This is a genomic window from Sphingomonas turrisvirgatae (genome assembly GCF_001721295.1).
In the GTDB taxonomy this organism is placed as follows: Bacteria; Pseudomonadota; Alphaproteobacteria; order Sphingomonadales; family Sphingomonadaceae; genus Sphingomonas; species Sphingomonas turrisvirgatae.
Window position 1 is genome coordinate 1 of sequence record NZ_MDDS01000014.1, and the last position, 11,900, is coordinate 11,900.

10 protein-coding genes and 1 pseudogene are annotated in these 11,900 nt (G+C 63.4%); 5 read left to right on the forward strand and 6 right to left on the reverse strand.

The genetic code is table 11. The features are described 5' to 3' along the window. Nucleotides 1-262: 262 nt before the first annotated feature. From BFL28_RS06710 to BFL28_RS06725, 5 genes and pseudogenes are all read right to left on the reverse strand, one after another. Nucleotides 263-556 carry an MFS transporter gene (locus BFL28_RS06710; RefSeq protein WP_079246983.1) on the reverse strand — a complete coding sequence of 98 codons (294 nt, stop codon included), beginning with the start codon at nt 554-556 and terminating at the stop codon, nt 263-265. 92 nt (nt 557-648) lie between these two features. Next, entirely contained in the window at nt 649-1,512 is an 864-nt protein-coding gene (locus tag BFL28_RS21675) for an IS3 family transposase (RefSeq protein WP_277620994.1), read from the reverse strand. A gap of 4 nt (nt 1,513-1,516) precedes the next feature. Next, a pseudogene (locus tag BFL28_RS21775) lies at nt 1,517-1,702 on the reverse strand (hypothetical protein); the annotation flags it as partial. Continuing rightward, nucleotides 1,627-2,013 (reverse strand): IS3 family transposase, encoded by a 387-nt coding sequence (locus tag BFL28_RS21685; RefSeq protein WP_030541591.1) that lies wholly within the window; start codon nt 2,011-2,013, stop codon nt 1,627-1,629. The gene BFL28_RS21685 and the pseudogene BFL28_RS21775, both read right to left, overlap by 76 nt. 94 nt (nt 2,014-2,107) lie before the next feature. Beyond that, nucleotides 2,108-2,842, reverse strand: a complete 735-nt coding sequence (locus BFL28_RS06725) for a hypothetical protein (RefSeq protein WP_069319851.1) — start codon at nt 2,840-2,842, stop codon at nt 2,108-2,110. A 179-nt stretch (nt 2,843-3,021) separates the two neighbouring features. On the opposite strand from BFL28_RS06725, the gene BFL28_RS06730 reads away from it, so the two are divergent. Together BFL28_RS06730 and BFL28_RS06735 are read left to right on the forward strand one after the other, a co-directional pair. Continuing rightward, entirely contained in the window at nt 3,022-3,345 is a 324-nt protein-coding gene (locus BFL28_RS06730) for a hypothetical protein (protein ID WP_069319852.1), read from the forward strand. A 292-nt stretch (nt 3,346-3,637) separates the two neighbouring features. Then, on the forward strand, nt 3,638-5,290 hold the full coding sequence (locus BFL28_RS06735; RefSeq protein WP_069319853.1) for an FAD-dependent monooxygenase: 1,653 nt from the start codon (nt 3,638-3,640) through the stop codon (nt 5,288-5,290). Nucleotides 5,291-5,299: 9 nt separating this feature from the next. Here the strand turns inward: BFL28_RS06735 and BFL28_RS06740 are convergent, their stop codons facing one another. Continuing rightward, nucleotides 5,300-7,486: a CoA transferase gene (locus BFL28_RS06740; RefSeq protein ID WP_069319854.1), complete on the reverse strand. Its 2,187-nt coding sequence runs from the start codon at nt 7,484-7,486 to the stop codon at nt 5,300-5,302. Nucleotides 7,487-7,689: 203 nt separating this feature from the next. On the opposite strand from BFL28_RS06740, the gene BFL28_RS06745 reads away from it, so the two are divergent. The 3 genes from BFL28_RS06745 to BFL28_RS06755 are packed head-to-tail and all read left to right on the forward strand — an operon-like array spanning nt 7,690 to nt 11,885. Next, nucleotides 7,690-8,865, forward strand: a complete 1,176-nt coding sequence (locus BFL28_RS06745) for a thiolase family protein (RefSeq protein ID WP_069319855.1) — start codon at nt 7,690-7,692, stop codon at nt 8,863-8,865. Between the two features lie 42 nt (nt 8,866-8,907). Further along, nucleotides 8,908-10,536, forward strand: coding sequence for an AMP-binding protein (locus BFL28_RS06750; RefSeq protein WP_069319856.1), 1,629 nt, complete (start codon nt 8,908-8,910; stop codon nt 10,534-10,536). Nucleotides 10,537-10,568: 32 nt separating this feature from the next. Continuing rightward, complete coding sequence (locus BFL28_RS06755) at nt 10,569-11,885, forward strand: amidohydrolase family protein (protein ID WP_069319857.1); 1,317 nt, start codon at nt 10,569-10,571, stop codon at nt 11,883-11,885. Nucleotides 11,886-11,900: the final 15 nt, after the last annotated feature.

The following is an 11,900-nucleotide window of genomic DNA, read 5'->3' on the forward strand; positions in this document are numbered from 1 at the left end:
TTCGCCGCCGAACTTGAACAGCAACGGGCGGGGTTAACCCCGCCCGTTGCTTCACCTGCGCTCATGCGCGACAACACCGGTCGGTCTCTGGTTGCCGCTGGATGAAAGGCGGGGGTCACGTCAGGGGTTTGTCGGCCCGCTATGGCAAGGGAGGCGAGCTGCGCATCACGCGCTTGCTGGAGCGTCCCGTCGGTTCCGTGCGGTGGCGCGAGGAAACGCCAGACCGAGGCGAGGTGCCGGCCGGCATCATTCCCTGAAGCGGTCAGGCTACTGCGTCAGCCCGGCTGGCGTCCAGCGCTGACCTGATCTCGGCATGTCGTGCGGCAGTGAGTGGATAACGGAATACGGTCACGGTCGCGATGAGGGCCAGAATTACCGGGACGATCACATAGATCATTAGCAACCCGGTCTCGCCCGCATCGCCGCTCGCGCGGGCATCGAATCCGAGCGCCGACAGCAGGAGGAACGCGATGCCGACAGACACCGCCTGCCCGATCTTCCACGTGCCGATCAACAGCGCGTAGAAAAGCCCCGTCCGATTCGCGCCGGTCCGCAGCGTTTCCTTGTCACCGACTGTCCGTCGTCAGAACATTCGGCACAACTCGCGGCGTAGATTAGCGGAGTGCGGACCTCGTCAGGGGGTTGATGTTAGGCGGCGAACTTGCGGTGCTGCAAGCGCCGATGATCGATGGTCTGTCGCTTGATCCTTTCGCGCAGTTTGATGATTGCCGGAGCCCTGCCGAAGTAGGCGTCGGCAGGCGTCACGTTGGCCAGGCTCTCGTGGTATCGCTGGTGATTGTAGTGCTCGACGAAGGTCTCGATGTAGGCTTCGAGGTCGCCGGGCAGGAAGTAGTTTTCCAGCAAGATGCGGTTTTTCAGGGTCTGGTGCCAGCGCTCGATCTTGCCCTGGGTTTGGGGATGACACGGGGCGCCGCGGACATGGCTCATCTTCCGGGCCTCGATGTATTCCGCCAGCTCACCCGCGATGTAGCTGGGGCCATTATCGCTGAGTAGCCGGGGTTTGTGCAGCACCGTGGCGCTGTCGCAACCAGAAGCCGCCAGGGCGAGGTCCAGCGTGTCGGTGACGTCCTCGGCTCGCATGTTGGTGCACAGCTTCCAGGCGATGATGTAGCGTGAGAAGTCGTCGAGCACGGTCGACAGATACATCCAGCCCCACCCGATGATCTTGAAGTAGGTGAAGTCGGTCTGCCACATCTCGTTCGGCCGCGTGGTTTTCGTGTGGAACTGATCGGCAGCCTTGATCACGACATAGGCCGGGCTGGTGATCAGGTCGTGGGCCTTCAACAAGCGGTAAACCGTGGATTCCGACACGAAGTAGCGCTGCCCATCGGTGAAGCGCACGGCCAGTTCCCGGGGGCTCAGCTCAGACTGTTCCAGCGCCAGCTCGATGATCTGGTCGTGGATGCCCGCCGGGATGCGGTTCCACAACCCGGCTCGGCGCCGATGGCCGATCTTCCAACGCCTCCGGCCCGCCTTCGAGGTAGCGATCATACCAGCGGTAGAATGTCCGACGAGGGATGCCGAGTTGGTCCAGCGTGCGCTTGGCCGACAGGTGCGACTGCTCGACGGTTCTGATGATCTCGAGCTTCTCGGATGCGGGATACCTCATTCGTCGTTGCCCCCATCCGCGACCATGCTTTTTTTGAGCAGACGGTTTTCCAGTGTCAGATCGGCCACGCATTCCTTCAGGGCCCGGGCTTCGCGGCGCAGGTCCTGGACCTCTCCGGTGGTCGCGGCACGGGCGGTGTCGCCGGCCAGGCGGCGCTTGCCAGCTTCCATGAACTCCTTCGACCAGGTGTAATACAGGCTCTGGGCAATGCCTTCCTTGCGGCATAGCTCGGCGATGCTGTCTTCCCCGCGCAGGCCATCCAGCACGATGCGGATCTTGTCCTCGGCCGAAAAGTGGCGCCGGGTCTGTCGGCGGATGTCCTTCACTACCCGCTCTGCTGGGGCCTTGGCGGGCGATTTTACATTGGAGGATCTGGGCTTCATCTTCGTTCCTTCGTCACTACGACGAAGCCCAGATCCTCCTTAAATCACAACCTCAAATCTGTGCCATTGGTGCTGACGGCGGACAGCCGCTGGTTCAGCGCACTGGCCGAACCAAATCAAATTGTGACGAAACCAGCATGTCGAGCTTGCCGAAATCAATGAAGCGCGACGCGTCCTCATACATGATCTCGTAAAGTTCCTTAAACTTCGCTTCGGACTTCTCGCCGCCGCGGAACAGCGGGCGTTCGTCGTGAAGCCCCTCGATCGGAAAGGCCTCCTCGCCGATCCCGGTGATCGGCGGCGCCCCGGCGGTGACCGCCCGCAGCACCCGGTTCTGGATATATTCGAGGTGTGGGTGGATCGAGATCGCGACCCAGCTATGGCGCCCCTGCCAGCGTTGGCGCCATTCCGCTTCGTCGAGCCAGTCGGGAATTTGCAGCACCGCCATCTGCGAATAGCCGTCATTGCGATCGCCCGGCCTCGCCGACTGGCGCAGATTGTGGACCAACAGCCGCTCCTTGACGAGATAGCCGTGATGCAGCGGCGCAAGTTGCGAGATAATCGCTTCATGGGGCGATCGCGCGATGTCGCCGGCATCGTCGAGCCAGATCTGAACCACGGCCTCGAACGGGCCATATTCGCTCTTAAGTTTGAGCGCGGGGTGATGGTCGACGGCGTCGCCCCAGTCAACGCCGGCGTCCTGGACGTTGATTCGCAAGCCTGCCGGGCCGAGTGCGGCCAGTCGGGCGCCAGCCTGCATGACGCGCGCGACCATCGCCGCGCGCGTATCGTCGGGGTCTGGCGTGAGTAGATAGATCAGCTTGTGCAATTGGCCTCTCCGATCGTTTCGGTCAGGCTAGGCGGCGCGACGCTGGCGGCAACACGCGTCCCGGCCGAACCGGTAATTTGCAGATATGTGCGATTTCATCACGCGGGGTGGCTGGGGCTATGCGCACCGGGCGCGCTGCAATAGCTGCCGCACGGCGATCGGTTACGAGAGAGGCGACGATGACTCACTACCGCTTTCTCGTTGAGAGCAAACCGCTGCCGGGGCGCGAGGCCGATTATCATGCTTGGTATGATGGACGACACATGCAAGATTTGCTGCAACTACCGGGCGCCTACCAGGCACAGCGATTTGCGGTAGTCGGCGCGCCGGACAGCGACAGCCCGGCCTTCTTCATGATTGTCGATTATGAGACCGACGACTTGTCTGCGCTGCTTGCTGAAATCGAGACGCGGTCGAGCAGCGGCGCGATGCCCAGCAGCGATGCGCTGGACCGCGGGAGCATAAAGGTCACGATCCTTGAGGCGCGCGCGCGCGCGGCCTGATGCCTCAGTAAGGCGGTTTCGGAGTCACTGCGGAACGCTGACGCCCGTGTGGGGAGCATGCGGAGGGAAACGCGTCCAAGGGCTGGCGCCAAACCTTTGCGGCTGCGTTGTCCACTGCCCGAATGTCCGCTTTTCACACCTGTGATTAGTGCGCGCTTGTGCGTCCGGCACCGGCAATTTCGCATAAATCCATTCAGAAAGGGGGCGACTTGCGCCGAAACACCAGTTACAGCTTCTAATATTCTAGTATATTCCGACGTAATAGCGCGGTTGGGAGCGGATCGGGGCCTTGATGACGACAAGTGTAGACGTGGTGGTGGCAGGTGGCGGCCCGGTCGGAATGACGCTGGCCTATGTGCTCGCGGAGTACGGCGTCGACGTGCTGCTGCTGGAGCGCAATCCCACGACGACGACTCATCCCAAGATGGATATCACCAACGCGCGCAGTATGGAGTTGTTCGAAAAGATCGGCCTTGCGGACCGCCTGCGTGCGGTGTCCGTTCCCGAAAGCCAGCCATTCGACGTGTCGTGGATCACGACACTGAACGGACATGAGCTGCATCGCTTCGTCTATCCCAGCGTGAGCGAGGTGCGAGAGCGCCTGCACCGGATCAATGACGGCACTCAACCCTCGCAGCCGCCGATGCGCGTGTCGCAAGTGATCATCGAGCCAGTGCTCAAACAGGCGATCGAAGAGCATCCGCGGATCGACGTCCGTTTCGCTACCGCTTTCGACAGGTTCGAGGAAGACGCCGATGGCGTCATGGTCACTGCGATCGCGGCCGATGGCAGCGAGCAGCTCATCCACAGCAAATGGCTCGTCGGCTGCGACGGCGGCGGCAGTCGGGTGCGTACTCAGCTCGGCATTGAACTGAGCGGGCGTGCGCGTGTGAACGAGCGCTTCATCACCCACTTCTACTCCGAAGCGCGCGAACTGCTGCAGCGCTGGGGCGCGGCTTGGCACTATCAGTCGAGCCGCGGCACGTTAGTCGCGCAGAATGACCGCGATGTCTGGACGCTGCTGACGCGTTTTCCCGAAGGCATGAAGCCCGAGGACGTCGATCCGTCCGCGCTGCTGGAGGCATTCGTAGGCGAGCCGATCGAGCATGAAGTGATCGTGTCGAACCATTGGGCGCCGCATCTGCTGGTGGCCGACAGCTATGGCCGTGGCCGCGTGTTGCTCGCGGGAGATGCCGTTCACCAATATATTCCGACTGGCGGCTATGGGATGAATACCGGCATCGGCGACGCGTTTGATCTCGGCTGGAAGCTGGCAGCGACGATTGCGGGATTCGGCGGGCCGGAGCTCATTGCTTCCTATGAGATCGAGCGCCGACCGGTCGCGCTGGTCAACTGCGCCGGTTCCGGTCGGCACAACGACGTGCGCATGGCGATCGCCGAGCTCTACGTCCCTGAGCTGTTCGAAGAGAGCGAGGCCGGCGCGCAGGCACGCAGGGACGCAAGCGCGAAAATCGCCGCCTATGGCAACGCCGAGAATGAGAGCTTCGGCATCGAGCTCGGCTACGCCTATGTCGGATCGCCAGTCGTGGTGAACGGGGAGGGCGACCGTGCATCTGACGATCCGATCGACTATGTCCCCACCACGACCCCTGGTGCGCGCGTGCCGAGCGTCTATCTCGCCGACGGCAGCAATCTCTACGATCATCTCGGCGAGTGGTTCACGTTGCTGACATTCGCCTCGCTCGATACCAGCGCGATCGAGGCGGCGGCGCAGTCGGCCGGAGTGCCGTTGACTGTGGTCCGACTCGATATCGCCGGGCATGAGCAGCTCTACCCCGAACCCGCGCTGTTGGTGCGGCCGGACCAGCATGTTGCCTGGCGCGGCGCGCCGCCGACCGACCGCGCGAACGCGTTCGCAGTCATCGCCAAGGTCACCGGCAACAGCGCGCAAGCCGACCAGGTCAGACGCGCGGCTGCTGGCTGACACGAAGCGCTAGGCTGCGGTTTCGACCACGATGCCGTCGGCGATCAGCGCATCCTGTTCGGCTTGCGGCACGCCGATCTCGGCGAGGATCGCGCGGCTGTGCTCGCCGAGCAGCGGTGGCGCGCGGTCAATCGCGACGTCGAGATCGCCAAACGTCCAGGCGGCGCCGAGCATGTCGAACGCGCCATAGACGGGATGCGCAACCGTCGTTGCCAACTTGGCGGCACGGTTGGCCGGATCGGCGAGATAGTCGTCGCGATGGTCCAGCATCACCCGGGCTGCCGGAACGGAGCGGCTGGCGAGCCGTGCCAGCAGCCTTTCCACCGTCAGCGATGCTGCCCAGCGATCGATATCGCCACCGGCCAGCTCCCCGACTGCATTGGCGTCGTGGTCTTGCCCGCCGAGCGCGACCCAACCATCGGCGGCGCGCAACAGCCGTCGTGTCGCGCTGACGCCGGTCTGCGCATGATCGAGCATTTCCTCGGGGGGTAGCGCGGCGCCGCCCGCCCACAATGTATCGATGCTGGCAATGCTGGCGCCGAGCAGCGAGGCGGCGGTCTTCGCGCCCGTACCGTCGCGATCCCGCGCGACCATCGCGGCCAGCGTCGCGACCACCGAGGCAAGCGCACCGAGATGATCCATCATCCCGAAACGGTGCCACATCGGCGGATTGCCAGCGCCAGCGCCTGCCAGTTCCCAGCCCGACGCTGCCTGAAACAGCTGGTCATAGCCCGGCCAGTCCTTGCGCGGGCCGGTCTGGCCATAGGAGCTGACATGGCAATAGATCGCCGCCGGGTTGATGCGGTGAACCGACTCGGCGTCAAACCCGAGCTTGACCGCTGCTGGCATACGCTGGTTGTGATGGACAACGTCCGCCCATTCGACGAGCCGTTCCATGACGGCCCGTCCGCGCGGATCCTTTAATTGCACCGCGATGCCGCGCTTGCTCCGCTGGCACCCGTTGAATGCCCATTCGACGGGCCGCAAGGGGTCGCCCGAGGTCGCTTCGAGCTTCACCACGTCCGCGCCGAGATCGCCGAGCAGCATCGGACCCAGTGGTCCCGCGAGAAAGTTGCCGATGTCGAGCACGCGAAGCCCATCGAGCGGGCCCGACAGGATTTCCGGACGAGTTGCCGCTTGCTGGCCGACGCTCGTTGCTGCGATGTGGAACGGCGCGCCAGGCATCCGGATCGGGCCGAGGTCCGGCGTTTCGCGCATCTCGACATAGCCCGCGGCGATCGCCTGCTCGTCGGTGTACAACGCGCCCATCGGCAGCACCGGCTGGGCCGGCACGTCGGATGCCCAGAATTCGGCCAGCCAATAGTCGAGTGGCCGAGCCTTCAGGATTGCCTCGACCGCGCCCCAGTCGTCGCCAAGGCCGGGATATTTGACGATGGCGTCGGCATATTTGGCATTGTGGCGCGCGCGTTCCTCGGGGGTCATGGCTTCGAGCGCTGCGCGCACCGTCGGGCCCTGTTGCGGCGCGCCCATTGTATGGATCCACTGGCCGTCAGCACATTCGAACAGGGTCGCGCCGCTGTCTTTCGGCATGCCGAACTGGACCGAGCGGGTAGGGCGCTCCGCTTTCATCCAGTACATCATCATGGGCAGCATGGCGCCCTGCACCAAGCTGGTAAAAACGGGGCCGCCCCGGCCCGTGCGATACCGGGCATGGATGCGGGCGAGTGCGCCGCTGGCCGCGAGATAGGCGGCGAGGGCGCTGCCGAGCGGAAAGCGCAGCCAAACCGGGCCGTCACGGTTCGCGGCAGGCTGTTCGTCGAGCAGACCGGATCCGGCAAGCGCCAAGGCATCGTCGACCGGCGTTTCCTCGCGCGGATGTCCCGCTGGCCACGCACCGATCGCAACGTGCACGAGCTGCGGAAAGCGCGCGCTTAGCGAGTCGGCGTCGATCCCGAGCGTTCGTGCGACCGACGGCAGGCAATCATGGATCAGGATGTCGGCGCGGGCGAGCAGTGTCTCGATTTCGTCGCCAGTCATCGCTGCGAACGACTCGCGCTGCTTATCGCGATTCCACAGCCGGTCGCCGATTGCGCTCACCGGCGCCGTCGTGCCGACATCGTCGATCTTGCGGATGGTGGCGCCGGCGTATGCCAACAGCAACGCCGCTTGCGACGCCGCCCGCCCCCGGCCCATATCTACGACCAGCAGGTGCGCAAGGGGAGCTTTGGCGGTCATGTCTCTCTCCATTCGATGCGCGTTTTGCCGGCGCTAGATTCATTGCAAATTGTGCTAGTATTTTAGTTATAGCCTGTCTAGAAAGATAACTGATGCATCGTCAGTTTCTGCTGGAAAGCAGTGCGCGGCGGTGGTATCGACGAACCGGCGGCATTGCTGCCCCGACGCGGAAAGCCGCGCGGTTCCCTATGGTGAGAGGTTGGATGGCGAATTCCGGCGTCGTGATTTCGGGTATCGGCCAGTCCGCCGTGGGCAAGCGGCTGGACCGCACCGCGATGGGCCTGACGGTCGATGCGGTGAAGGACGCGCTCGCCAATGCGGGCCTCACGCGCGACGATATCGACGGGGTGTCCTGCTATCCCGGCGCGCGGCCCGACATGCCGCACTTCGGCCCGATCGGCGCCAATCAGCTGATCGACGCGCTGCGACTGAAGGTGAACTGGTATAGCAGCGGCCTTGAAGGCGGCGCTCAGCTTGCGGCGATCATCAACGGCTATGCAGCGATCAAGGCCGGCCTGTCGCGGCATGTGCTGTGTTTCCGCACCGTCAAGGAAGGGTCGGGCGGCGCGTCATGGAAGGATGCCGCGCGCGCCAGGACGGAGCGCTCGCGCGTGTGGGGCGAATATCAATGGCAGCTGCCGTTCAACGCGATCAGCGCGATGCAATGGCTGGCGCCCTACGCGAAGCGCCATTTCCATCTCTATGGCACGCGGCGCGAGCATCTCGGCGCGATCGCCGTGAATGGGCGCCGCAACGCGCTGCTCAACCCCAAGCGGATGTACGACAAGCCGCTGAGCCTCGACGACTATCTGGCGATGCCGTTCCTGTCGTCGCCCTTTTGCCTGCTCGATTGCGATGCGCCGACCGATGCATCGACGGTGATCATCCTGTCGAGCGCGGAAGCGGCGGCGGATCTGGCTTGCGCGCCGATCCATATCGACAGCATCGGCAGCGCGCTCACGACGCGGCCAAGCTGGGACCAGGTCGATACCCCGCGCATGGCGGCGTTCGATGCAGGCAAGATGCTCTGGGACCGCACCGACTACAAGCCCGGCGACGTCGATGTCGCCCAACTGTATGACGGCTTCAGCTTCCTGACGCTGACCTGGCTCGAGGCGCTCGGCTTTTGCGGCGAAGGCGAAAGCGGCGCCTTTGTGGAAGGCGGCGCGCGGATCGCGCTTGAGGGCGAGCTACCGCTCAACACCAATGGTGGTCAGTTATCTGCGGGACGCACCCACGGCTTCGGTTTCGTGCACGAGGCGGTGACTCAGCTGCGCGGCGTGGGCGGGGACCGGCAGGTCAAACGCGACGTGAAACTGGCGGTGGCGGCGGCCGGCGGCGGCCCGATGGCGGGCTGCCTGCTGCTCGCGCGGCACTGACGCATGGACTTGAACTTCGAACAGAAGGGTTTGGAATAAGCGATGACTCAGGGTGTGGAGGGCGCATGGCTGCCCGGCAAGCTGACGACGATCGTTGACGTGTTCGAGCGCGCGCTAGACCGGCGCGGGCCCGATTTCGAGTTCCTCGATTTTTCGGGGACCACTTACACACTAGGCGCGCTCGACATTCGCAGCACGCAATTGGCGCACGGGCTGCGCGCCGCGGGTGCGCTGCCGGGCCACTGCGTCACCTCTGTGCTCGACAATTGCGTCGAGCAGATCCTGCTGCTGCTTGCCTGCGCCAAGATCGGCGCGATCCATGTGCCGCTCAACACGGCCTATAAGGGCGAATATCTGCGGCATCAGGTTTCTGACAGCGGTGCGGTCGTGCTCGTTGCCGAGAAGGAATATGTCGAGCGCATGATCCAGATCGAAGGCGGGATTCCCGAGGCCCGCGTGCTTCTGGTCAAAGGCGACATGCCGGCGGCCGCCGCCGTGCGGCTCGACGTTCGTCCGTTGTCTTCCGCGTTCGTCGACACGACCGAGCCGACCGGTTTCGCCGTGAAGCCCGCCGACCTCTCGATGTTGATCTACACGGCCGGTACCACCGGTCCGTCTAAGGGCTGCATGATCAGCCAGAATTACGCATGCAACATGGCCCGCCAGATCGGCGAAGCGATGCTGTACAATGAGGACGACGTGGTGTGGACGCCGCTGCCCGGTTTCCACATGAACCAATACACTGCGACGATCCTTCCTGCGTTGATGGCCGGGTGCAAGGCGGCGGTATATCCGCGCTTCTCGGTGTCGCGTTTCTGGGGCGAGATCGAACGCACCGGCGCCACGGTCGTGCAGATCCTGTCGTCGATGATCACGCTGATCGCCGATGCCGCCGATGATCCCGCCGCCGAACGCTACAAGGGCAAGTTACGGCTGCTCGCTGGAACGCCGATCCCGGAGGTCTATCAGAACAAGTGGAAGGACCGCTTCGGCGTCAAATACACGGCGCAGATCTGCTTCGGCCTGACCGAATGCGCGCTCGTCACCAGCGTGCCGATCGACGTCGAACGGCCGGCCAATTCGTCGGGTACACACAATGACGACTTCGATGTCCGCATCGTCGATGAGAATGACAATGAGGTTCCCGCGGGCCAGTCGGGCGAAATCATCATCCGCCCCAAGCGTCCGCATGTCATGTTCGAGGGCTATTGGCGCCGGCCCGAAGCGACCGCGGCGCTGCTGCGGAACTGCTGGTTCCACACCGGCGATATCGGGATGTTCGACGAGCAAGGCTGGTTCTATTTCGTCGACCGGAAGAAGGACTATCTGCGCCGCCGCGGTGAGAACATCTCGAGCATGGAGATGGAAGGTGTCTTCCGCCTGCACCCGCAGATCAACGAAGTCGCGGTCCATGCGGTGTTCGCCGACATGGAAGACGATGTGAAGGTAACCTGCACGCTGGTCGAGGACGCGACGCTCACGGAGGAAGAGCTGTGCCGCTGGTCGGTCGATAACCTCCCTTATTTTGCCGTGCCGCGCTTTATCGAGTTCCGCGCGGCCCTGCCCAAGAATCCAGTCGGCCGCGTGCTCAAATACGAGCTTCGCGACGAGGGAATTACGCAGACCACATGGGACCGCGAGAAGTCTCAGTTCGAATTGGTGAAACGATAAGAGTGCGCCCTGCTCAGCCTAGGAGACCCGTTATGAAGACCGAAGACCTCGTCATCGTCAGCGTCGACGACCATATCGTCGAGCCGCCCACCATGTGGGACCAGCATCTTTCGGTGCAGCACAAGGCGATCAAGCCGGAGATGCGCCAGGATGAAAACGGCGCCGACTATTGGATTTTTGAAGGCCGCCGCACCGGCGGGATCGGCCTCAACGCGGTAGCCGGCCGCGTGAAGGAGGAATATGGCTGCGAGCCGTCCTCGCTCGCCGAAATGCGTCCCGGCGCCTATGATATCCATGCCCGCATTGGCGATATGAACGCCAACGGCATCCTCGCCTCGCTGAATTTCCCCACTGTCGTCACCTTCGATGGCGGTCTGTTCCTCAGCTACGAGAACAAGGCCGACGCGCTCACGCTCGTGCGCGCCTACAACGACTGGCATATCGACGAATGGTGCGGATCCTATCCCGGCCGCAACATCCCATGCGCGATCCTGCCCTATTGGGACGTCGCCGCGACGGTCGAGGAGGTCAAGCGAGTCGTCAAGAAGGGCTGCCACGCGGTCACTTTCAGCGACAATCCCTCACTCAAGGGCCAGCCGTCGATCCACGACCCCTATTGGGAACCGTTCTGGAAGGTGTGCGCCGACAACAATGTCTGCATCAACATCCATATCGGATCGGGCGCGCAAGCACCGCATGCCTCGATGCTGACGCCGATTGATGCCTGGATCATCACCATGCCGATGTCGATCGCGAACTCGGCTGCGGACTGGCTGTATCTGAGTGCGCTCAACCGCTATCCGAACCTCAAGATCTCGCTGTCGGAAGGCGGCATCGGCTGGATCCCCTATTTCCTCGAGCGTGCAGACTTCACCTTCGACCACCACAGCGCGTGGACCTATACCGACTTCGGCGGCAAGGGGCGCAAGCCGAGCGATTCGTTCCGCGAACATTTCCTGACCTGCTTCATCGACGACCAGTTCGGCCTGGCGAACCTCGATGCGATTGGGGAGGATATAGTTGCCTATGAATGCGATTATCCACACTCCGATACACTGTGGCCGCATTCGGCCGATCGATTGTTCCAAACGGTCAAGCATCTGACGCCGGCGCAGATCGAGAAGGTCACGCACCAGAATGCGCTGAAGTTCATGAACTTCGACGCGATCGGCAAGATGGGCGGGCGCGACAAATGCACCGTCGGCGCGCTGCGCGCGCTGGCAAAGGATGTAAGTCTCGACCCGATCTCGTTCGGCGGGCCGAGCCCGTTGGCTGAGGGCGAGGCGCGCCGCGTTGTGACGTCGCAGGACATCACCGACATGTTCCGCAAGCTCAACGAAGCGGCCTGAAGAAGCTTCATCGCG

What these genes read in the sequence shown, in the direction of transcription:
- BFL28_RS06750 (WP_069319856.1), top strand. Translation starts at nt 8,908, where the DNA reads ATGACTCAGGGTGTGGAGGGCGCATGGCTGCCCGGCAAGCTGACGACG.
- BFL28_RS21685 (WP_030541591.1), bottom strand. Translation starts at nt 2,013, where the DNA reads ATGAAGCCCAGATCCTCCAATGTAAAATCGCCCGCCAAGGCCCCAGCA.
- BFL28_RS21675 (WP_277620994.1), bottom strand. Translation starts at nt 1,512, where the DNA reads ATGATCGCTACCTCGAAGGCGGGCCGGAGGCGTTGGAAGATCGGCCAT.
- BFL28_RS06745 (WP_069319855.1), top strand. Translation starts at nt 7,690, where the DNA reads ATGGCGAATTCCGGCGTCGTGATTTCGGGTATCGGCCAGTCCGCCGTG.
- BFL28_RS06730 (WP_069319852.1), top strand. Translation starts at nt 3,022, where the DNA reads ATGACTCACTACCGCTTTCTCGTTGAGAGCAAACCGCTGCCGGGGCGC.
- BFL28_RS06740 (WP_069319854.1), bottom strand. Translation starts at nt 7,486, where the DNA reads ATGACCGCCAAAGCTCCCCTTGCGCACCTGCTGGTCGTAGATATGGGC.
- BFL28_RS06735 (WP_069319853.1), top strand. Translation starts at nt 3,638, where the DNA reads ATGACGACAAGTGTAGACGTGGTGGTGGCAGGTGGCGGCCCGGTCGGA.
- BFL28_RS06755 (WP_069319857.1), top strand. Translation starts at nt 10,569, where the DNA reads ATGAAGACCGAAGACCTCGTCATCGTCAGCGTCGACGACCATATCGTC.